This window comes from Streptomyces sp. G5(2025), assembly GCF_049542075.1.
GTDB lineage: Bacteria > Actinomycetota > Actinomycetes > Streptomycetales > Streptomycetaceae > Streptomyces.
Window position 1 is genome coordinate 1,848,542 of the sequence record NZ_JBMUZT010000006.1, and the last position, 19,794, is coordinate 1,868,335.

The 19,794-nt window shown below is 73.5% G+C and carries 20 protein-coding genes and 3 pseudogenes; 7 read left to right on the top strand and 16 right to left on the bottom strand.

Annotation, left to right across the window (positions count from 1 at the left end):
* The first annotated feature begins 31 nt into the window (after positions 1-31).
* From ACOBQB_RS19235 to ACOBQB_RS19260, 6 genes and pseudogenes are all read left to right on the top strand, one after another.
* Positions 32-1,221, top strand: a pseudogene (locus tag ACOBQB_RS19235) (ADP-ribosylglycohydrolase family protein).
* 5 nt (positions 1,222-1,226) lie between these two features.
* Positions 1,227-2,390 (top strand): annotated as a pseudogene (locus ACOBQB_RS19240) (ADP-ribosylglycohydrolase family protein); the annotation flags it as partial.
* Positions 2,391-3,181: 791 nt separating this feature from the next.
* Entirely contained in the window at positions 3,182-4,504 is a 1,323-nt protein-coding gene (locus tag ACOBQB_RS19245; RefSeq protein WP_423593302.1) for an ADP-ribosylglycohydrolase family protein, read from the top strand.
* On the top strand, positions 4,501-5,454 hold the full coding sequence (gene rbsK, locus ACOBQB_RS19250) for a ribokinase (protein ID WP_423593304.1): 954 nt from the start codon (positions 4,501-4,503) through the stop codon (positions 5,452-5,454). Before ACOBQB_RS19245 ends, rbsK begins: the two co-directional genes overlap by 4 nt.
* Positions 5,451-6,659 carry a CaiB/BaiF CoA transferase family protein gene (locus tag ACOBQB_RS19255; protein ID WP_423593305.1) on the top strand — a complete coding sequence of 403 codons (1,209 nt, stop codon included), beginning with the start codon at positions 5,451-5,453 and terminating at the stop codon, positions 6,657-6,659. The genes rbsK and ACOBQB_RS19255 overlap by 4 nt, the downstream gene beginning before the upstream one ends.
* Positions 6,656-7,504: an HpcH/HpaI aldolase/citrate lyase family protein gene (locus ACOBQB_RS19260; RefSeq protein WP_423593306.1), complete on the top strand. Its 849-nt coding sequence runs from the start codon at positions 6,656-6,658 to the stop codon at positions 7,502-7,504. The genes ACOBQB_RS19255 and ACOBQB_RS19260 overlap by 4 nt, the downstream gene beginning before the upstream one ends.
* Before the next feature lie 64 nt (positions 7,505-7,568).
* Here the strand turns inward: ACOBQB_RS19260 and lgt are convergent.
* The 11 genes and pseudogenes from lgt to hisI all read right to left on the bottom strand — a co-directional run bounded on the left by lgt (position 7,569) and on the right by hisI (position 16,342).
* Positions 7,569-8,575: pseudogene (lgt, locus tag ACOBQB_RS19265) on the bottom strand (prolipoprotein diacylglyceryl transferase).
* Positions 8,576-8,675: 100 nt separating this feature from the next.
* The gene (locus ACOBQB_RS19270; RefSeq protein ID WP_423593307.1) at positions 8,676-9,455 is read right to left on the bottom strand and encodes a DsbA family protein; all 780 of its coding nucleotides are present in this window, start codon (positions 9,453-9,455) and stop codon (positions 8,676-8,678) included.
* Between the two features lie 62 nt (positions 9,456-9,517).
* Positions 9,518-10,333, bottom strand: coding sequence for a tryptophan synthase subunit alpha (trpA, locus tag ACOBQB_RS19275; protein WP_423593309.1), 816 nt, complete (start codon positions 10,331-10,333; stop codon positions 9,518-9,520).
* Positions 10,330-11,616, bottom strand: a complete 1,287-nt coding sequence (gene trpB / locus ACOBQB_RS19280) for a tryptophan synthase subunit beta (protein ID WP_423593310.1) — start codon at positions 11,614-11,616, stop codon at positions 10,330-10,332. Before trpB ends, trpA begins: the two co-directional genes overlap by 4 nt.
* 132 nt (positions 11,617-11,748) lie before the next feature.
* A complete protein-coding gene (trpM, locus tag ACOBQB_RS19285) occupies positions 11,749-11,913 on the bottom strand; it encodes a tryptophan biosynthesis modulator TrpM (protein ID WP_423593312.1) in 165 nt (54 codons plus the stop codon).
* Positions 11,914-11,921: 8 nt separating this feature from the next.
* Complete coding sequence (gene trpC, locus ACOBQB_RS19290; RefSeq protein WP_423593313.1) at positions 11,922-12,731, bottom strand: indole-3-glycerol phosphate synthase TrpC; 810 nt, start codon at positions 12,729-12,731, stop codon at positions 11,922-11,924.
* 141 nt (positions 12,732-12,872) lie between these two features.
* The gene (locus ACOBQB_RS19295; RefSeq protein ID WP_423598584.1) at positions 12,873-13,262 is read right to left on the bottom strand and encodes a DUF2752 domain-containing protein; all 390 of its coding nucleotides are present in this window, start codon (positions 13,260-13,262) and stop codon (positions 12,873-12,875) included.
* 154 nt (positions 13,263-13,416) lie between these two features.
* Positions 13,417-13,647 carry an HGxxPAAW family protein gene (locus tag ACOBQB_RS19300; protein ID WP_423593314.1) on the bottom strand — a complete coding sequence of 77 codons (231 nt, stop codon included), beginning with the start codon at positions 13,645-13,647 and terminating at the stop codon, positions 13,417-13,419.
* A gap of 106 nt (positions 13,648-13,753) precedes the next feature.
* On the bottom strand, positions 13,754-14,428 hold the full coding sequence (locus ACOBQB_RS19305) for a TIGR02234 family membrane protein (RefSeq protein ID WP_423593316.1): 675 nt from the start codon (positions 14,426-14,428) through the stop codon (positions 13,754-13,756).
* A 7-nt stretch (positions 14,429-14,435) separates the two neighbouring features.
* Positions 14,436-15,944 (bottom strand): anthranilate synthase component I, encoded by a 1,509-nt coding sequence (locus ACOBQB_RS19310; RefSeq protein WP_423593318.1) that lies wholly within the window; start codon positions 15,942-15,944, stop codon positions 14,436-14,438.
* Between the two features lie 11 nt (positions 15,945-15,955).
* The gene (hisI, locus tag ACOBQB_RS19315) at positions 15,956-16,342 is read right to left on the bottom strand and encodes a phosphoribosyl-AMP cyclohydrolase (RefSeq protein ID WP_223774093.1); all 387 of its coding nucleotides are present in this window, start codon (positions 16,340-16,342) and stop codon (positions 15,956-15,958) included.
* A gap of 82 nt (positions 16,343-16,424) precedes the next feature.
* Between hisI and ACOBQB_RS19320 the strand changes: the two genes are divergently transcribed.
* Positions 16,425-17,060, top strand: coding sequence for a TIGR03085 family metal-binding protein (locus tag ACOBQB_RS19320; protein ID WP_423593320.1), 636 nt, complete (start codon positions 16,425-16,427; stop codon positions 17,058-17,060).
* A gap of 20 nt (positions 17,061-17,080) precedes the next feature.
* Here ACOBQB_RS19320 and hisF read toward each other — a convergent pair whose 3' ends face one another.
* The 5 genes from hisF to ACOBQB_RS19345 are packed head-to-tail and all read right to left on the bottom strand — an operon-like array spanning position 17,081 to position 19,791.
* Positions 17,081-17,836 (bottom strand): imidazole glycerol phosphate synthase subunit HisF, encoded by a 756-nt coding sequence (hisF, locus tag ACOBQB_RS19325; RefSeq protein ID WP_423593322.1) that lies wholly within the window; start codon positions 17,834-17,836, stop codon positions 17,081-17,083.
* Positions 17,833-18,246 carry a RidA family protein gene (locus tag ACOBQB_RS19330; protein ID WP_423593324.1) on the bottom strand — a complete coding sequence of 138 codons (414 nt, stop codon included), beginning with the start codon at positions 18,244-18,246 and terminating at the stop codon, positions 17,833-17,835. The genes hisF and ACOBQB_RS19330 overlap by 4 nt, the downstream gene beginning before the upstream one ends.
* The gene (priA, locus tag ACOBQB_RS19335; RefSeq protein ID WP_423593326.1) at positions 18,243-18,971 is read right to left on the bottom strand and encodes a bifunctional 1-(5-phosphoribosyl)-5-((5-phosphoribosylamino)methylideneamino)imidazole-4-carboxamide isomerase/phosphoribosylanthranilate isomerase PriA; all 729 of its coding nucleotides are present in this window, start codon (positions 18,969-18,971) and stop codon (positions 18,243-18,245) included. The genes ACOBQB_RS19330 and priA overlap by 4 nt, the downstream gene beginning before the upstream one ends.
* A complete protein-coding gene (gene hisH / locus ACOBQB_RS19340) occupies positions 18,968-19,609 on the bottom strand; it encodes an imidazole glycerol phosphate synthase subunit HisH (RefSeq protein WP_423593327.1) in 642 nt (213 codons plus the stop codon). The genes priA and hisH overlap by 4 nt, the downstream gene beginning before the upstream one ends.
* Before the next feature lie 17 nt (positions 19,610-19,626).
* A complete protein-coding gene (locus ACOBQB_RS19345) occupies positions 19,627-19,791 on the bottom strand; it encodes a hypothetical protein (RefSeq protein WP_423593329.1) in 165 nt (54 codons plus the stop codon).
* Positions 19,792-19,794 lie beyond the last annotated feature (3 nt).

Sequence of the window (19,794 nt, forward strand, 5' to 3'; positions counted from 1 at the left end):
CGCACCAGCCGGCGAACCGAAAGACCATCCGGTGCCCGTCCCCGCCGCGGGCCGCGCCGCTTCCGCTGTGCCCACGGCGCCGGGTGCCGACCGAATGGGCCCCCGCGTCGAAGGCCTGCTGCTAGGGCTGTCCGCTGGCGACGCCGCCGGCTGGCCCGCGGCCCGGCACCGCGCCGCCCGCATGCCCGAGTGGACCCGCCGCCTCACCCGCGAACTGGACACCTTCGCCGAGCAGAACGCCACGACCACCCTCCCCGTCCCCATCGCCCTGAACCAGCCCCCCGAGCCCCTGCGCCTCGGCCCCTCCGACGACGCCGAATGGGCGGCCTTCACCGCGGAGTCCCTGCTCCGCGCGGCGGACGGCACCCTCGACCCCGGGCTGCCCCGGGCCGCCGGGTCCGCGCGGCCCTGGACCTCGCCTGGTCCACCCTCGCCGCCGAGGTCGCCGCCGCCGCGGCCCGCGCCCCGGAGGTCGAATCGGCCCTGCTGCCGCTGCGCGCCCGGATCTCGGTCCGCGCGGGCCTCGGCAACCTCGCCGCCGGGCTGCGGCCACCCGCCACCGGCCACGACAACCCGCACTTCTTCGACGACGCCGCCTGCGTACGGGCCTGCGTGCTCGCCCTGGTCCACCCCGGCGACCCCGAACAGGCCGCCGCCCTCGCGGAGTTCGACGCCCGCTACACCCAGGACGGCGACGGCATCCACGGCGCCCGCGCGATGGCCGCGGCGATCGCGTCGGTGCTCGGCGGCGCGGACGTCGAGCAGGCGGTGGACGCCGCGCTCGCCCAGCTCCCCGAGCACACCGAGATCGGCCGGAACGCCCGGCACGCCGTGAAGCTCGCCCAGGCCGCCGCGTGCGCCTTCGACCTCGTACCGCTCCTGGAACACCAGATCGTCGACCACGTGTACAGCTACGGCATCGCCGCCGCCGAGACCGTTCCGGTGGCGCTCGCCCTGGCCACCGCCGCGCTCGGCCGCATCTGCGAGGCCGTGCCCGCGGCCGCCTGCCTCTCCCGGGTCGCGGACTCCGCGCCCGCCCTCGCCGGGGCGCTGACCGGCGCGTTCGGCACGGCGGTGGCGATCCCCGAGGCATGGCGCGAGACCTGCCGGACGCTGTCCGGCTGCACGCTGCCCCGCCTCGCCGGCACCGACCTGGTGGAACTCGCCGGGCACCTGGCACACACGGAACTGGCCGCTCCAGGTGGACAATCCCGGACATGAACCGCATGAAGCCCACAACTGGCAAGGTCGGTACCGGCACGGTCGGCCTGGCGGACCGCATCACCGGCAGCCTCGTCGGCGCGGCGGTCGGCGACGCTCTCGGCGGGCCTGTCGAGGGATACGCGCCCGAGCAGATCGCCGAGCGGCACGGCGGCCGCGTCCAGGGCGTCGTCGGCCCCTGGAACGGCGACGCGTGGCGCACCGCCCGCCCCATCGCGCCGTACCACAAGGGCGACGGCCACGTCACCGACGACACCTTGCTGACCCACGCGCTCGTACGGGTGTACGGCACCGTCCGTGATCACCTCGACGCGTACGCCGTCGCCGACCACCTCGTGCCCGACCTCATGACGACCCCGCGCTGGATCCCGGAGCTGGAGGCCGAGGCCCTCCCCCTGCACCGGATCTTCCTCGCCGAGAAGTGGCTCGTCGCCCGCCTCCACTACGGCCACGTCGACCCGCGCGAGGCGGGCACCGGCAACATCGTCAACTGCGGCGCCGCGATGTACATGGCGCCGGTCGGCCTGGTCAACGCCGCGAACCCGGCGGCCGCGTACGCCGAGGCCCTCGACGTCGCGGGCGCCCACCAGTCCTCGTACGGCCGCGAGGCGGCGGGCGTCTTCGCGGCGGCGGTCGCGGCCGCCTGCACGCCCGGCGCCACGCCGGAATCGGTGGTCGACGCGTGCCTCGCCCTGGCGAAGGACGGCACACGCGCCGCGATCGAGGCGGTGGCGGAAGTGGCCGCGCGGCACCGGGACTTCGAGACGGCCCTGGCCCCCGTCCGCGCCGCCGTCGCCCCCTTCGACACGGTCGGCCCCGACTACCGCGCCCCGTCGCTCGGCGCCCGCCGCCCCTCACGCCTGCACGCCATCGAGGAGCTGCCGGTGGCCCTGGCCATGCTCCTGGTCGGCGGGGGCGACTACCGCCGCACGGTCCTCGGCTCGGTCAACTACGGCCGCGACTGCGACTCCATCGCGACGATGAGCGGCGCGATCGTGGGCGCGTTGGGCGGGGAGGCGGCGGTCCCACGGGACTGGGCGAAGACGGTGGCGGAGGCGAGCCGCCTCGACCTGCACGCCCCGGCGACGGCTCTGGCCGAGGTCGCCCGGGAGATCTTCGCCCGGGACGTCGCGCGCCGCCGCGCCCACGAGGCCGCCTTCGGCGCACTGACGACCACGGACGCCGTCGCCCCCGACACGAGTGCCCCTGCCCCGGCACCCACCCAGGCACGGTCGGCGGGGACGGGCACGGAGGCAGGTACGGGTACGGGGACGGGGGTCGGGACTTCGGCCGGCCCCGGGACCGCGGCCGGGACCGGGACCGGGGCCAGGACCGGGACCGGGACCGCGGCTGCGGCCGAGACCGGGACCGCGGCCAGGACCGGGACCGCGGCCAGGACCGGGGCCGGGGCCGGGACCGCGGCTGCGGCCGAGACCGGGGCCAGGACCGCGGCTGCGGCCGAGACCGGGGCCAGGACCGCGGCTGCGGCCGGGGCCGGGGCCGGGGCCAGGACCGGGACCGCGACCGCGACCGGGACCGCAGGGGCCACACGAGGCGTCGGCCATGCCCCAGGCGCCGATGTCCCGGCAGCCACGAGCACCACGGCAGTCCCGGCAGCCACGAGCACCGCGACAGTTTCGGCAGTCCCGGCAGCCACGAGCACCGCGACAGTTTCGGCAGTCCCGGCAGCCACGAACACCGCGACAGTCCCGGCAGCCACGAGCACCGCGACGGTCTCGGCGGCCTCCGCAGCCACAAGCACCACGACAGTCTCAGCGGCCTCCGCAGCCACAAGCACCACGACAGTCTCGGCGGTCTCGGCAGCCACCCTGGTTCCGGACCCCACCGCGCCCGAGCCCGCCAAGGCTCCGCCGACCGCCCACGCCCCGAGCGCCCCGCCGGCCGTCAACGGCAAACCCGTCGGCCTTGCGCCACGCCCGCTCACTCCCCCCGCCACCCCGTGATCCGCCTCACCTGGGTCCAGCCGGAGGACCTCATCGGCCACGAACTCCAGCAGGCCGGGCACGAGGGCCGTGACGTCTCCTCCGTACGCGCCCGCTGGCTCGCGGCGGGCGGGCACCCGGCCCCGCCGCGCGCGGGCGCCTCCCCCACCCCGGCCCCGCCCCACCTCCGCGCCCTGGCCGAACAGCTCCTGGACGAGCTGGGGCCCGCCACCCCCGTGGGGCCGCCGACCACCCCCGGCGGCCCCACGCCGACCGCCCCCACCGGCCTCCGCGACCGTCTTCACGCCGCCTGGCTCGGCAGGGCCGCCGGCTGCCTCCTCGGCAAACCGGTGGAGAAGCTGCCCCTCGACGGCATCCGGAGCATCGCCAGGGCGACGGGCAACTGGCCGCTGACGACCTGGTTCACGGAACGCGGGCTCCCGGCCGCGCTCAAGGCGGCGTACCCGTGGAACAAGCGCTCCGCGGCGACCTCCCTCGCCGAGAACATCGACGGCATGCCCGAGGACGACGACCTCAACTACCCCCTGCTGAACCTCGTCCTCCTCCAGCGCCACGGCACGTCCTTCACCACCGAGGACGTGGCGCGGCTCTGGCTGGACGAGCTGCCGGCCGGGCGCACGTTCACCGCCGAGCGCGTCGCCTACCGCAACCTCCTCCAGGGCATGGAGCCCCCGCACACCGCCACCCACCGCAACCCCTTCCGCGAGTGGATCGGCGCCCTGATCCGGGCCGACGTGCACGGCTGGACCAACCCCGGCGCGCCCGCGGCGGCCGCCGCGCAGGCCTGTCGCGACGCGGCGCTGACCCACACCGGGAACGGCGTCCACGGAGCGGCGTTCGCGGCGGCCACCATCGCCGCGGCCGCCGCCGGGAACGCGGACGTCCACCAGTGTCTGCGTACCGGCCTCGCGGCCGTCCCACCGGACTGCCGGCTGTCCCGCGCCATCCGCGAGGCGATCGAACTGGCCGCCATGACAAGGGAGTTCGACGAGGTGGTGGACCGGCTCCACGCCGCCCACGCCGCCCACCACTGGGTGCACGTCGTCCCCAACGCCGCCCTGCTCGCCGCCGCCCTCACCCACGCCGACGGTGACTTCACCGGCTCCATCACCCGCGCCGTCTCCGGCGGCTGGGACACCGACTCCAACGGCGCGACCGCCGGGTCGATCGCGGGCCTGCTGGCGGGGCACCCGGCCGCGCTGCCCGCCCGCTGGACGGCACCGCTCAAGAACCGGCTCGCCACGTCCGTGGGCGGCTTCGACGGCATCGGCTTCGACACCCTCGCAGAACTCACCGCCCGGGAGGCACACCGCTCATGACGCCGACACCCGTGACACCGACACCCCACATCGCCGTCCTCGGCAGCGCCAACATGGACCTCGTCGCGTACGTCGCCAAGGCCCCGCGACGCGGTGAGACCGTGACGGGCCGCGAGTTCCGTACGGTCCCCGGCGGCAAAGGCGCCAACCAGGCCGTCGCCGCGGCCCGCGCCGGCGCCACCGTCTCGATGATCGGGGCGGTCGGCGCCGACACCTTCGGCGCGCAGCTGCGCTCCTCGCTCGAACACTCCGGCGTCGACACGGACCTGCTGCGCAGGGTGGAGGCGCCGACCGGCACCGCGCACATCGTCGTCGACGACGAGGGCGGCAACGCGATCGTCGTCGTCCCCGGCGCCAACGGCACCGTCAAGGGCCTCACCCCCGGCGACGAGACCCTGATCGCCTCCGCCGACGCCCTGCTGCTGCAATTGGAGATCCCGCTCAAGGGGGTGCTCACCGCCGCGCGGGCGGCCCGCCGCCACGGGGTGCGCACGGTCCTCACCCCGGCCCCCGCCCAGCCGCTCCCCGACGAACTCCTCGCCGCCACCGACCTGTTGCTGCCCAACGAGCACGAGGCCGCCGCCCTCACCGGCATCGCGGACGACCCGCGGGCCGCCGCCCGCACCCTGCTGGCCCAGGTCCCCGAGGTCGTCATCACCCTCGGCGCCCAGGGCAGTCTGTACGCGGCTCGCGGCGCCGAACCGGTGACGGTCCCCGCGCCACGCGTCACAGCGGTCGACACCACCGGCGCGGGCGACACCTTCGCCGGGACCCTGGCCGTGGCGCTCGCCGAAGGCAAGTCCGTGCCGGACGCGCTCCACTGGGCGTCCTCGGCGGCCGCGCTCTCCGTACAGCGCCCGGGGGCGTCCGCCTCCATGCCGTGTCGCAAGGAGATCGACGCCCAGGCAGCGGAAGCGAACACGAGCACGACGAACGGCACCCCCTCATGACACAGCCGCAGCCGCTCACGGCCCCGCCCCTCACCGGCCTCCGCGTCCTGGACCTGGCCACCCTCTTCGCCGGACCTCTCGCCGCCACCATGCTCGGCGACTTCGGCGCGGAGGTCATCAAGGTCGAGCACCCGAGCCGCCCCGACCCCTCCCGCGGCCACGGCCCGTCGAAGGACGGCGTCGGCCTGTGGTGGAAGCTGCTGGGCCGCAACAAGCGCACGATGACGCTGGACCTGTCCATGCCCGGCGGCCGCGAGACGCTCCTGCGCCTCACCGCCACCGCCGACGTGATCATCGAGAACTTCCGCCCCGGCACTCTGGAGAAGTGGGACCTCGGCTGGGACGAGCTGAGCGAGGCCAACCCCCGCCTGGTCCTGACCCGCGTCACGGGCTTCGGCCAGTTCGGTCCGTACGCCCGCCGCCCCGGCTTCGGCACGCTCGCCGAGGCCATGAGCGGTTTCGCCGCGATCACCGGCGACCCCGACGGGCCCCCGACGCTGCCGCCCTTCGGCCTCGCCGACTCGATCGCGGGCCTGGCGACGGCGTACGCGGTGCTGACCGCCCTCACGGCACGTGAGCGCACGGGCCGCGGGCAGGTGGTCGACATGGCGATCATCGAACCGATCCTCACGGTCCTCGGCCCCCAGCCGCTCTGGTACGACCAGTTGGGCTTCGTCCAGCCCCGCACCGGCAACCGCTCCACGAACAACGCGCCCCGCAACACCTACCGCACCGCCGACGGCGGCTGGGTCGCCGTCTCCACCTCGGCGCAGTCCATCGCGGAGCGCGTGCTGCGCCTGGTCGGCCGCCCGGAGCTGATCGCCGAGCCGTGGTTCGCCTCGGGCGCGGAGCGGGCCGACCACGCCGACGTCCTCGACGAGGCGGTCGGCGGCTGGATCGCCCGCCACACCCGCGCCGAGGTGATCGAGGCCTTCGAGAAGGCACAGGCGGCGGTCGCCCCCATCCAGGACGTACGCGACGTCATGACGGACCCCCAGTACGCCGCCCTGTCCACGCTCACCACCGTCGAGGACCCGGAGCTCGGCCCGCTGCGCATGCAGAACGTACTCTTCCGCCTCTCCGAGACGCCCGGCGCGATCAGCTGGGCGGGCCGCCCGCACGGCGCCGACACCGACGCGGTCCTGACCGAACTCGGCCTGACGGAACGGGAGATCACCACCCTGCGCAAAGAGGGCGCCCTATGACCACCGCCCACCCCCTGACCTGGCTCTACGCCCCCGGCGACCGGCCCGAGGTAGTGGCCAAGGCCCTGCACGCGGGCGCCGACGTGGTGATCGTCGACCTGGAGGACGCGGTCGCCCCCGACCGCAAGGAGTACGCGCGGTCGGCGACGGCGGAACTCCTCTCGGAGCCGCATCCGTCGCCCGTCCCCGTCCCCGTCCACGTCCGGGTGAACACCCTGGGCACCCCTCTCGGCGACGCCGACCTCCGTGTGATCGCCCCGCTCCCCGGCGTGGCGGGGCTGCGCCTGCCCAAGGTCACCTCCCGCGCCGACGTCATCCGCGTCGCGGAACGCGCGGTTCCCGCCGACGGCGGCTCCCCCAGCCTGCACGCCCTCGTCGAGTCGGCGCTCGGCCTTGAGCACGCCTTCGCCATCGCCACCGCGCACCCGGCGCTGCACGGCCTCTCCCTCGGCGAGGCGGACCTCCGTGCCGACCTCGGCGTACGGGAGGACGCGGGCCTGGACTGGGCGCGCTCCCGCGTGGTGGTGGCCGCCCGGGCCGCGGGTCTCGCCCCGCCCGGCCAGTCCGTCCACCCGGACATCCGCGATCTCGACGGCCTGGCCGCGTCCTGCGCCCGGGGCCGCGCGCTCGGCTTCCTCGGCCGCGCGGCGATCCACCCCCGCCAGCTCCCGGTGATCGAACGGGCCTACCTCCCCACCGCCGAGGAGATCGAACGCGCGGAGGAGATCACCAAGGCGGCGGCGACGGACGAGGGCGCCCTGGCCCTGCCGGACGGACGCTTCGTCGACCGGGCGGTGGTGGAGGGCGCGCAGCGCGTCCTGTCCCTGGCGCGCCGCCTGCGCTAGCCGAAAGCGAGGGGCCGCCGGATCAACCGATCCGGCGGCCCCATCGACGTACGACCCGAAGACGTCAGCTCTTCTTGGCGGACTCGGCCTCGCCCTCGGGCGCGGACTCGGGCGCGGACTCGGGCTCGGCCTGGGGCGCGGCCTCGCCCTCGGGCTCAGCCGCATCCTCGGGGGCCTTCTCCCCCTTGGTGAGCTTCACACAACCGCCGTCACCATCACCGCCACTGCCGCCCGCGCCGGAGGCCACCTCGCCGGAGCCATCCGGTTCCACGATCTCCTCGCGCCCGGGGCGGGTCCGCGCCGACAGGACGAGGTAGACGACCGCCAGCACGAAGACCACGATCGCGGTCCAGACGTTGAGCCGCAGACCGAGCACGTGGTGCGCGTCATCCACCCGCATGTACTCGATCCAGCCGCGCCCGGCGCAGTACGAGGCGACGTACAGCGCGAAGGCCCGGCCGTGCCCGAGCTTGAAGCGGCGGTCGGCCCAGATGACGAGGAGGGCGACGCCGACGCACCACAGGGACTCGTACAGGAAGGTGGGGTGGTAGGTGCCGGGGACCCGGCCGTCCTCCGCCGAGGTGATCTTCAGCGCCCACGGCACGTCCGTGGCCTTGCCGTACAGCTCCTGGTTGAACCAGTTGCCCCAGCGGCCGATGGCCTGGGCGAGGGCGATGCCGGGGGCCAGGGCGTCGGCCCAGGCCGGCAGCGGGATGCCCCGGCGGCGGCAGCCGATCCACGCGCCGACCGCGCCGAGCGCGATCGCGCCCCAGATCCCGAGGCCGCCTTCCCAGATTTTGAAGGCGTCGACCCAGTCACGGCCCTCGCTGAAGTACAGCTGGTAGTCCGTGATCACGTGGTAGAGACGCCCGCCGACGAGACCGAACGGCACGGCCCACACGGCGATGTCGGCCACGGTGCCGGGCCGGCCCCGCGGGCGACCCACCGTTTGTTGCCGAGCCATACGGCCACGAAGACGCCGATGATGATGCAGAACGCGTAGCCGCGCAGCGGAAGGGGTCCGAGTTCGACCACACCGCGGGACGGGCTGGGAATGTAGGCAAGGTCCATGGCAGGTCCGACGCTACCGTGCCGGGTGGTGGGGGCGGCAACCAGCCCGGCTACGGGTCCATAACAGGCGTACGGTTCACAGGCGTGTGGTGCGGGGGAGCTAGCTCTTGTTGGCCTCCTCCACCTGCTGCCGCAGCTTCTGCGGGGTCAGGGGGTTCTGCTCGTCACCGAAGATGCTCTTCCCGTCGAGCAGCACGGTCGGCGTGCCCTGGAGCTTCGCGTCCTGGAAGGCCTTGTTCGACTTGGTGACCCAGCTGTCGTGCTTGCCGTCCTCGACGCACTTCTTGAAGGGGTCCGTGACGAGACCGTCGACCTGACCGGCGAGCTCGATCAACCGGCCGTTGTCCCCGTAGGCGTCCTCGGTTTCCGGGGGCTGGTTCTTGAAGAGCACGTCGTGGTAGGCCGGGAACTTGCCGGCGTCCTGGGCGCACGCCGCGGCGTTGGCCGCGCGCAGGGAGCCGCTGCCGCCCATGTTCCCGTCGATGAGGGTGGCCAGGTGGTACTCGACCTTGAGCCGGCCCTTCTCGGCGAGGTCGTTGATCGTCGAGCGATAGCCGTCCTCGAACTGCTTGCAGGCCGGGCAGCGGAAGTCCTCCCAGATGGTGAGGGTCGCCTTGGCGCTGTCCTTGCCGAGGGGGATCGTCAGCCGGTCCTTGCCCGCGGCCCCCGCGGGGACGGCCACCGGGCCCGAGGTGTCGCTCTTGTCGTCGCCGGAATTGGCGGCGAGCAGCCCCACCACGGCGGCGAGGCCGAGGACGCCGACCACCGCGGCGCCCACGATCAGCGCCCGGCGCCGCTTGTCGCGGGCCTTCTGTCGCTCTCGCTCTTCCGTCAGCCGCTCACGGGCCGATCGCTTTGCCTCACGGTTCTTCTCACTCACACCCCGCCAACGAACCGGGGAGGCACGAGCGTGCCTCCCCGGTCCAGGACCACCCGTACGAGTTACGCCTTGCCGCGGACCCCGTCCGCGAGCTCGGCCGCCAGCGCGCGCACGGCGGCCAGCCCGGCGGCCTCGTCCTCGGCGTCGAGCATCCGCTGCACGAAGGCGGAGCCGACGATCACTCCGTCGGCGAAGCCCGCGACCTCGGCGGCCTGGCGGGCGTTGGAGACGCCGAGGCCCACGCAGACGGGCAGGTCGGTGGTGCCCTTGGTGCGCCGCACCAGGTCCTGGGCCTGCTCGCCGACGGACTCGCGGGTGCCGGTGACGCCCATCAGCGACGCCGCGTACACGAAGCCGGAGCCCGCTGCCGTGATCGTGGCGAGCCGCTCGTCCTTGCTGCTCGGCGCGACGACGAAGACCGTCGCCAGGTCGTGCTTCTCGGCGTGCTCCCTCCAGAGGCCGGACTCCTGGACGGGCAGGTCGGGCAGGATGCAGCCCGCGCCGCCGGCCTCGGCGAGCTCGGCGGTGAAGCGCTCCACGCCGTAGCGGTCGATCGGGTTCCAGTACGTCATGACGAGCACCGGCTTGCCGGTCGCCTCGTGGGCCTCGCGGACGGTGCGCATGACGTCACGGATCTTGAGGCCGCCGCGCAGGGCGATGTCGTCGGCGGTCTGGATGACCGGCCCGTCGAGCACCGGGTCGCTGTGCGGCAGGCCGACCTCGACGACGTCGGCGCCGCCGTCGAAGACCGCCTTGACGGCGGCGATGCCGCCGTCGACGGTGGGGAAGCCGGCGGGGAGGTAGGCGATGAGCGCGGAGCGCCCCTCGGCCTTGGCGACCGCCAGGGTGTCGCTCAACAGCCCGATGTTGCCGCTCACTTGGCGTCCCCCTTGATCTCCGCGCCGGTGGCGGACGCGTCCGCCTCGACGGTGGCGTCCGTGTCGTACAGGCCGAAGTAGCGTGCGGCCGTGTCCATGTCCTTGTCGCCGCGCCCGGAGAGGTTGACGACGATCAGGCCGTCCTTGCCGAGCTCCTTGCCGACGTCGAGCGCCCCGGCGAGCGCGTGGGCGCTCTCGATGGCCGGGATGATGCCCTCCGTGCGGGACAGGAGGCGCAGCGCCCGCATGGCGGCGTCGTCGGTGACGGCGCGGTACTCGCCGCGGCCGCTGTCCTTGAGGTAGGCGTGCTCGGGGCCGATGCCGGGGTAGTCCAGGCCCGCCGAGATCGAGTAGGGCTCGGTGATCTGGCCCTCCTCGTCCTGGAGGACGTAGGAGCGGGAGCCGTGCAGGATGCCCGGCTCGCCCGCGGTCAGCGTGGCCGCGTGCTCGCCGGTCTCGACGCCGTGCCCGGCGGGCTCGCAGCCGACGAGGCGTACGTCCGCGTCCGGGATGAAGGCGTGGAAGAGGCCGATGGCGTTGGAACCGCCGCCCACGCAGGCGACGGCGGCGTCGGGCAGCCGTCCGGCGCGCTCCAGGATCTGGCGGCGGGCCTCGACGCCGATGACGCGGTGGAAGTCGCGGACCATGGCGGGGAAGGGGTGCGGTCCGGCGACGGTCCCGAAGAGGTAGTGGGTGCGGTCGACGTTGGCGACCCAGTCGCGGAACGCCTCGTTGATGGCGTCCTTCAGGGTGCGGCTGCCGGACTTCACGGCGATGACCTCGGCGCCGAGCATGCGCATGCGGGCCACGTTCAGCGCCTGGCGCTGGGTGTCGATCTCGCCCATGTAGATGGTGCATTCGAGGCCGAAGAGCGCGCAGGCGGTGGCCGTGGCGACGCCGTGCTGGCCGGCGCCGGTCTCGGCGATGACGCGGGTCTTGCCCATGCGCTTGGTGAGCAGGGCCTGGCCGAGGACGTTGTTGATCTTGTGCGAGCCGGTGTGGTTGAGGTCCTCGCGCTTGAGGAAGACGCGGGCGCCGCCGGCGTGCTCCGCGAAGCGGGGGACCTCGGTGAGGCTGCTGGGACGGCCGGTGTAGTGGACCAGGAGGTCGTCGAGCTCGCGGGCGAACTCCGGGTCGCTCTTGGCCTTGTCGTACTCGACGGCCACCTCGTCCACGGCGGCCACCAGGGCCTCCGGGATGAACTTGCCGCCGAATGCGCCGAAGTAGCCTTCGGCGCTGGGGATCTGACCCTCGGGGTCCGGGATGAAGAACTGGCTGGGCATGCGTGAACCTCGCTATGGGTGGCGTTGGCGTGTGACATGAGTACGCCTTGGCGCCGTAGCTGTGCGGGCTCTTCTGCGGCTGCGGGCCGTTTTGGGCCGGTCGCGCAGTTCCCCGCGCCCCTTACGGGGCGCTCAGCTCACGGCGGCGCACAAGGCGCCGCCTCGCCATCGCATCCCGGGGATCTGGCCCGGCTCCGAGCCGATGTGATACCTCACCCGCCGGCCCCGCACCCGCCGCGCGGGCGCCCGGCAGCCGCGGGGGCGGCAGCCGGGGGCGAGGCGGGCGGAGATCGGCATCGGGAGGGTCAGCTCCGTCCGTGCCGCAGGGCCGGGTGCGCGCCCGCGGCGACCAGGTCGGAGACCGCGGCCTTCGGGTCGCGGCCGGTCACCAGGGACTCGCCGACGAGGACCGCGTCGGCGCCCGCGTTGGCGTACGCGATCAGGTCGTGCGGGCCGCGGACACCGGACTCGGCGATCTTGACGACGCTGTCCGGCAGCTCGGGGGCGATCCGCTCGAACACGGTGCGGTCGACCTTGAGGGTCTTCAGGTCGCGGGCGTTGACACCGACGACGCGGGCGCCCGCGTCCACGGCGCGCTCGGCCTCCTCCTCGTCGTGCACCTCGACGATCGGCGTGAGGCCGATCGACTCGGCGCGCTCGATGAGGGACTCCAGGGCGGGCTGGTCCAGGGCGGCCACGATCAGCAGCGCGAGGTCGGCGCCGTACGCGCGGGCCTCCCACAGCTGGTACGAGGTAACGATGAAGTCCTTGCGCAGCACCGGGATGTCGACCTTGGCGCGGACCGCCTCCAGGTCGGCGAGCGAGCCGCCGAAGCGGCGCTCCTCGGTGAGCACGGAGATGACGGCGGCGCCGCCCGCCTCGTAGTCGGCGGCGAGCCCTGCGGGGTCGGCGATCGCGGCGAGCGCGCCCTTGGAGGGGCTGGAGCGCTTGACCTCACAGATGACCTTGACGCCGTCGCCGCGCAGGGCGGCCGCGCCGTCCTTGGCCGCGGGGGCCTTGGCCGCGCGTTCCTTGAGCTCGTCGAGGCTGACGCGCGCCTGCCGCTCCGCGAGGTCGGCACGGACTCCGTCGATGATCTCGTCGAGCACACTCACGCGAGCGGTCCCCTTCCCTGACGGTTGAAGCTGACGTTCAAGCTGGTCACTGCGATGGTATCCGCAGGAGGGCGAAGGCCCCGCATCCGGTTGACGCCTGTCCCACGACCTGGACATTCGTCACCCCTACGGCCTGCGCGTTCACGGATGGAGCCAGGACCCGAACGGCAGATTGCGTACGAGGGTGAAGAGCGCGACCAGGACACCGACGCCCCACAGCTGTGCCGGGCGCACGTCGATCCTCGGGGGCCGCCCGCGCGCCACGCGGACCACCCAGACGCTCCACAGCACCGCGAAGAGGCCGTACCCGGCGACGGCGAGCGCGTTGGCGCCGAGGGCCGTGGCGAGGTCGCCGTGGGCGAAGGCGTGGGCGCTGCGCAGTCCGCCGCAGCCGGGGCAGTAGATCCCGGTGAGGCGCAGGAGCGGGCAGGCGGGGTAGTGGCCGGGTTCGTTGGGGTCGACGGCGCCGACGTACGCGAAGGCCCCGGCGACGGCGGCCAGCACGCCGGCTGGCACGAGCAGGCGGGCCAGGAGCGGGGCGCGCCCTTCCGGGCGGTCTCGGCGCTCTCAGGTTCGGCTCTCACGCGTGCATTGTGCCTCGTGCGGGGGCCCGCCGCCCGGTGGCCGGGGAGCACGAGAGGCGGCCCCGGCACCTGCCGGACCGCCTCTCTCCGTACGGTGAAGGTCAGCTCTGGGAGCGCACGACCTGGCGCTGCTGCCGGCTCTTGTCCGCGCCGAGGCCCATGGCGCGCATGACGCCGCCGACGAGGCCGCCGACCACGATGAGGGCCATGCCCGCCCAGAACCCGGGCACGTTGGCCATCACCATGAAGGCACCCGCGACGCAGAAACCGATGAAGGCGATGATGACACCGGTCCAGGCGGCCGGGGTGTGTCCGTGGCTGCTGCCCGCCATGACTTGCTCCTCGTTGCTGTATGCGTGGTGGTGGGCGTAAGACCCACCGCGAGTCGGACGCTCGCTGTCATTGTCCCGTACCGGCGCGTACGCCCTGAGCGCGGGGTCACGCTTCGCGCGTCGGGTCCTCGCCCCGGTCCAGGGCCTTCCACAGTTCCTCGGGCCGCTCCGGGTCGGGGGCGCGGCGCGCCTTGCGGGGGCTCGGCGAGCCGTCGCGTTCGTAGCGCCCCGACATGGCGGGCCATGAGCGACCGTACGTGAGGGCGAGCAGGCCCGCGAGCAGGAGGAGGACGCCCGCGGCGGCCGCGGCGTAGGGCCAGCCGGTGTGACTCAGGTCGCTGATGGTGGCGGCGGCGTCGCCGGACGCGGTGGCGGCCTTCTCGTCGAGGGCGGCGCTGTCGCCTGCGCCGAGCAGGGCGGCGGCCACGGTGCCCGCGCCGCTCAGCGTGAGCAGCAGGGAGACCAGGACGCGTCCGGTGCGGCGGACGGCGAAGACCGCGACGAGGGCGGCGAGGCCCACTATCGCGAGGGCCGCGGGTACACCCGTGACGTCGCCGCCGCTCGCGGTCAGGGACAGGTCGCCGCCCGCCACCGACGCCGTCCCGTGGGCCCAGGCCTGCCGCGAGGCGAGCAGCGCGAGGGCCGCGCCGACGGCGCCGAGCAGCAGGGCGGCGGCGATGCTGCGCCGACTGCCGCGCTGTTCCTTTGTCTCGGCGGCCTCGGCGGTCTCGGCGGGCTCGGGCGGGGTGTCGGTCCGGGGCGGTGGTACTGCGGAAGTCACTTGTCCACTATCCCTCACGGCTTCCCGGGACGTGCAGGCGGTTGGCCGTGTGGATGGCGCGCAGCACGGCGGCGGCCTTGTTGCGGCACTCGGTGTCCTCGGCGACGGGGTCGGAATCGGCGACGACACCGGCGCCGGCCTGCACGTACGCCGTGCCGTCGCGCAGCAGGGCGGTGCGGATGGCGATGGCGGTGTCGGAGTCGCCCGCGAAGTCGAGGTAGCCGACGCAGCCGCCGTACAGGCCGCGCCGGGAGGGCTCCAGTTCGTCGATGATCTGCATGGCGCGGGGCTTGGGGGCGCCGGAGAGGGTGCCCGCGGGGAAGCAGGCGGTGAGCACGTCGAAGGCGGTGCGGCCCTGGGCGACCTGTCCGGTGACGGTCGAGACGATGTGCATGACGTGGGAGTACTTCTCGACGGACATGAAGTCCACGACCTCGACGGAGCCCGGCTCGCAGACGCGGCCCAGGTCGTTGCGGCCTAGGTCGACGAGCATCAGGTGCTCGGCGCGCTCCTTGGGATCGGCGAGCAGTTCGTCGGCGAGCGCCTGGTCCTCCTGGGGGGTGGCGCCGCGGTGGCGGGTGCCGGCGATGGGGTGAACCATCGCGTGCCCGTCCTCGACCTTGACGAGGGCCTCGGGGCTGGAGCCCACGACGTCGAACCCGTCGAGGCGCAGGAGGTACATGTACGGCGACGGGTTGGTGGCCCGCAGCACCCGGTACACGTCCAGCGCGCTCGCCTCGCACGGGGTCTCGAACCTCTGTGAGGGCACGACCTGGAAGGCCTCACCGGCCCGGATGCGCTCCTTGATGTCCTCGACGGCCTCCTGGTACTGCTCGCCGCCCCACAGCGCGGTGTACTCGGGCAGCTCGGAGGGCGGGAGCGCGGCGGGGGGCTGGGCGACGGGCCGGGAGAGGTCGGCCTCCATGGCGTCGAGCCGGGCGACCGCGTCGGCGTAGGCCTCGTCGACCCCCGTCTCCAGATCGTTGTGGTTGATCGCGTTGGCGATCAGCAGGACCGAGCCGTCCCAGTGGTCCAGGACGGCGAGGTCGCTGGTGAGCAGCATGGTCAGCTCGGGGAGTTTCAGGTCGTCCCGCTCTCCGGGGCCGATCTTCTCCAGGCGGCGCACGATGTCGTAGCCGAGGTAGCCGACCATGCCTCCGGTGAAGGGCGGCAGGGCCGCGTCGGCGACCAGGTCGCGGGCGGTGTGCAGGGTCTCGACGGTGGCGCGCAGCGCGTCGAGCGGGTCGCCGGAGGTGGGGACGCCGACGGGCGGGGTGCCCAGCCAGTGGGCCTCGCCGTCGCGGACGGTGAGGGTGGCGGCGCTGCGGACGCCGACGAAGGAGTACCTGGACCAACTGCGGCCGTTCTCGGCGGATTCCAGGAGGAAGGTGCCGGGACGTTCGGCGGCGAGCTTGCGGTAGAGGCCGACGGGGGTGTCACCGTCCGCGAGGAGCTTGCGGCTGACGGGGATCACTCGGCGGTCGGTCGCGAGCTTGCGGAAGGTTTCGAGGTCCATGGCAGCAGACCCTACTGACCGGGCGCCGGTACGCCGGACAAGGGCAGCACGTCGGAGTCGAAGCAGGTGCGGGTGCCGGTGTGGCAGGCCGCGCCGACCTGGTCGACCTGGACGAGGACGGTGTCCGCGTCGCAGTCGAGGGCCACCTCCTTGACGTACTGGAAGTGGCCGGAGGTGTCGCCCTTGACCCAGTACTCCTGGCGGCTGCGGGACCAGTAGGTGCAGCGCCCGGTGGTGAGGGTGCGGTGCAGCGCCTCGTCGTCCATCCAGCCGAGCATGAGCACCTCTCCGGTGTCGTACTGCTGGGCGATGGCGGGGAGGAGGCCGTCGGCGCTGCGCTTGAGGCGCGCGGCGATCTCCGGGTCGAGGCCGCTGCTGGGCGGGGGCACGCTGGTCATGCGCCCATTGTGCCGCGCCGGCGCGGTGGCCTTGGCGGGCGTCCACTGTCCGGACCGGCCGACCAGTCGTAGGCTGGCTGGCATGTCGACCCATGCGAAGCGTGAACGACTTCTCCTCGCCGACCTGTTGGAGGCACAGGGCCCCGAGGCCCCCACACTCTGCGAAGGCTGGCAGACCCGGGACCTCGCGGCCCACGTGGTGGTGCGCGAGCGCCGCGCGGACGCGGCGGGCGGGCTCCTGATCAAGCAGTTGGCGGGGCGCCTGGAGCGGGTGCAGGCCGAGTTCGCCGCGAAGCCGTACGAAGAGCTGATGCAGCTGATCAGGACGGGCCCGCCGCGTTTCTCGCCCTTCTCGCTCAAGCAGATCGACGAGGCGTCGAACGCCATTGAGTTCTACATCCACACCGAGGACGTACGCCGGGCCCAGCCCGACTGGACGCCGCGCGCACTCGACCCGGTCTTCTCGGACGCCCTGTGGTCCAGCCTGGAACGCACGGCCCGTCTGGTGGGCCGCAAGGCCCCGGTCGGTCTGGTCCTGCGCCGCCCGGACGGCCAGACGGTGGTGGCCCACAAGGGCGCCCCGGTGGTGACGGCGACGGGCGAACCCTCCGAGCTGCTGCTGTTCGCGTACGGCAGGCAGGAGGCGGCCGACGTCTCCCTGGAGGGCGACAAGGACGCGATCGCCGCCCTCCACGAGACGAAACAGCTGGGGCTCTGAGGGAGCCCTTCGCCACCTGGTCACCTCACCGGATACCCGGCCCCCCGCAACGTCCCCTTCACCTCGCCGATCCGCAGATCGCCGAAGTGGAAGACCGACGCCGCCAGCACCGCGTCCGCGCCCGCGGCGATCGCCGGGGGGAAGTGTTCCAGGCGGCCCGCGCCACCTGAGGCGATGACCGGAACCGTGACGTGCTTGCGGACCGCCGCGATCATCTCGATGTCGTAGCCGTCCTTCGTGCCGTCGGCGTCCATCGAGTTGAGCAGGATCTCGCCGGCGCCCAGCTCCGCGGCCTCGTGGGCCCATTCGACGGCGTCGATGCCGGCGGAGTTGCGGCCGCCGTGGGTCGTCACCTCGAAGGAGCCGGACGGGGTGCGGCGCGCGTCCACGGAGAGGACGAGGACCTGGCGGCCGAAGCGTTCCGCGATCTCGCGGATGAGGTCGGGGCGGGCGATCGCCGCCGTGTTGACGCCGACCTTGTCCGCGCCCGCGCGCAGCAGCTTGTCGACGTCCTCGGCGGTGCGGACGCCGCCGCCGACCGTGAGCGGGATGAAGACCTGCTCGGCGGTGCGGCGGACCACGTCGTACGTCGTCTCGCGGTTGCCCGAGGACGCGGTGATGTCCAGGAAGGTCAGCTCGTCGGCGCCCTCGGCGTCGTACACCTTGGCCATCTCGACGGGGTCGCCCGCGTCCCGCAGGTTCTGGAAGTTGACGCCCTTGACGACGCGGCCGTTGTCCACGTCGAGGCAGGGGATCACACGTACGGAGAGGGTCATGCCGCACCTCCCTGGGCGGCGCGCGGACCGTATGCCTCCACTTCGACCTCGACGACCAGGCCGGGGTCGATGAAGCCGGAGACGATCAGCATGGAGGCGGCGGGGCGGACGTCGTCGAAGAGTTCCTTGTGGGCGCGGCCCACCTCGTCCACGTCCCGCGCGTGCGTGAGGTACAGGCGGGTGCGTACGACGTGCTCACGGCCGAGGCCGAGCTTCTTGAGCGCGTCGAAGGCGACCTGGAAGGCGTTGACGGTCTGGTCGTACGGGGTGCCCGCGTCGATCACGCCGTTCACCACGGACGTGCAGCCGGAGACCAGGACGAGGCCGTTCGGCAGTTCGACGGCGCGGGAGTAGCCGATGGCCTCCTCCCACGGGCCGCCCGTGCTCACCCGGCGTACGGCGTCGCTCATGACGAGGCCACCGCGGCGAGCGCCTCTTCGAGGGTGAACGCCTTCGCGTACAGCGCCTTGCCGACGATCGCGCCCTCGACGCCGAGCGGGACCAGCTCGGAGATGGCGCGCAGGTCGTCCAGCGAGGAGACGCCGCCGGAGGCGACCACGGGGCGGTCCGTCGCCGCGCACACGGTGCGCAGCAGCTCCAGGTTGGGGCCCTGGAGCGTGCCGTCCTTGGCGATGTCGGTGACCACGTAGCGCGCGCAGCCCTCGGAATTGAGGCGCTCCAGGGTCTCGTAGAGGTCGCCGCCGTCGCGGGTCCAGCCGCGGCCGCGCAGCGTCGTGCCGCGTACGTCGAGACCGACCGCGACCTTGTCGCCGTGCTCGGCGATGACCTTGGCGACCCACTCGGGGGTCTCCAGGGCGGCGGTGCCGAGGTTGACGCGGGTGCAGCCGGTGGCGAGGGCGGCGGCGAGGGTGTCGTCGTCGCGGATGCCCCCGGAGAGCTCCACCTTGATGTCCATCGCCGCGGCGACCTCGGCGATCAGGGCGCGGTTGTCGCCGGTGCCGAACGCCGCGTCCAGGTCGACCAGGTGCAGCCACTCGGCGCCCGACCGCTGCCAGGCGAGGGCGGCCTCCAGCGGGGAGCCGTAGGAGGTCTCCGAGCCGGACTCGCCGTGGACGAGGCGTACGGCCTGGCCGTCGCGGACGTCGACGGCGGGAAGGAGTTCGAGGGTGCTCACAGGGTTCCGATCCAGTTGGTGAGGAGCTGGGCGCCGGCGTCGCCGGACTTCTCGGGGTGGAACTGGGTGGCGCTCAGCGCGCCGTTCTCGACGGCCGCCACGAAGGGCTCGCCGTGCGTGGACCAGGTGACGTGCGGGGCGCGCATCGCCGGGTTCACGACTTCGAGGGACCAGTGGTGCACGGCGTAGGAGTGCACGAAGTAGAAGCGGGCGTCGTCGTCGAGGCCCTTGAAGAGCGTGGAGCCCGCGGAGGCCTGGAGGGTGTTCCAGCCCATGTGCGGGACGATCTCGGCCTTCAGCGGCTCGACCGTGCCGGGCCACTCGTCCAGGCCCTCGGTCTCGACGCCGTGTTCGATGCCGCGCGCGAAGAGGATCTGCATGCCGACGCAGATGCCCATCACAGGACGGCCACCGGCCAGGCGGCGTCCGATGATCCAGTCGCCGCGCGCCTCCTTGAGACCCCGCATGCAGGCGGCGAACGCGCCGACGCCGGGCACGAGCAGGCCGTCGGCGTTCATGGCCTTGTCGTAGTCGCGCGTTATCTCGACGTCGGCTCCCGCGCGCGCGAGGGCGCGCTCGGCGGAGCGGACGTTGCCGAAGCCGTAGTCGAAGACGACGACCTTCTTGGGAGTGCTCATCTCGCGTACCCCTCCCGTCAGTTCCAGTAGTCGAGCCGCAGGATGCCCGCGGCCAGGCACATCACGGCGCCGATGGACACCAGCGTGATCAGGCTCTTGGGCATGTCCTGCTTGACGAAGGAGATGACGCCGCCGATCAGGAAGAGACCGACGACGATGAGGATGGTGGTGAGGCCGGTCATGGG

Excerpts from the sequence above, each read along its gene's own strand:
- ACOBQB_RS19330 (WP_423593324.1), bottom strand. The coding sequence starts at position 18,246 with ATGAGCGACGCCGTACGCCGGGTGAGCACGGGCGGCCCGTGGGAGGAG.
- hisF (WP_423593322.1), bottom strand. The coding sequence starts at position 17,836 with ATGACCCTCTCCGTACGTGTGATCCCCTGCCTCGACGTGGACAACGGC.
- ACOBQB_RS19345 (WP_423593329.1), bottom strand. The coding sequence starts at position 19,791 with ATGACCGGCCTCACCACCATCCTCATCGTCGTCGGTCTCTTCCTGATC.
- ACOBQB_RS19300 (WP_423593314.1), bottom strand. The coding sequence starts at position 13,647 with ATGGCGGGCAGCAGCCACGGACACACCCCGGCCGCCTGGACCGGTGTC.
- hisH (WP_423593327.1), bottom strand. The coding sequence starts at position 19,609 with ATGAGCACTCCCAAGAAGGTCGTCGTCTTCGACTACGGCTTCGGCAAC.
- ACOBQB_RS19320 (WP_423593320.1), top strand. The coding sequence starts at position 16,425 with ATGTCGACCCATGCGAAGCGTGAACGACTTCTCCTCGCCGACCTGTTG.
- ACOBQB_RS19310 (WP_423593318.1), bottom strand. The coding sequence starts at position 15,944 with ATGGACCTCGAAACCTTCCGCAAGCTCGCGACCGACCGCCGAGTGATC.
- trpM (WP_423593312.1), bottom strand. The coding sequence starts at position 11,913 with ATGCCGATCTCCGCCCGCCTCGCCCCCGGCTGCCGCCCCCGCGGCTGC.
- ACOBQB_RS19255 (WP_423593305.1), top strand. The coding sequence starts at position 5,451 with ATGACACAGCCGCAGCCGCTCACGGCCCCGCCCCTCACCGGCCTCCGC.
- rbsK (WP_423593304.1), top strand. The coding sequence starts at position 4,501 with ATGACGCCGACACCCGTGACACCGACACCCCACATCGCCGTCCTCGGC.
- hisI (WP_223774093.1), bottom strand. The coding sequence starts at position 16,342 with ATGACCAGCGTGCCCCCGCCCAGCAGCGGCCTCGACCCGGAGATCGCC.
- ACOBQB_RS19260 (WP_423593306.1), top strand. The coding sequence starts at position 6,656 with ATGACCACCGCCCACCCCCTGACCTGGCTCTACGCCCCCGGCGACCGG.
- trpB (WP_423593310.1), bottom strand. The coding sequence starts at position 11,616 with ATGCCCAGCCAGTTCTTCATCCCGGACCCCGAGGGTCAGATCCCCAGC.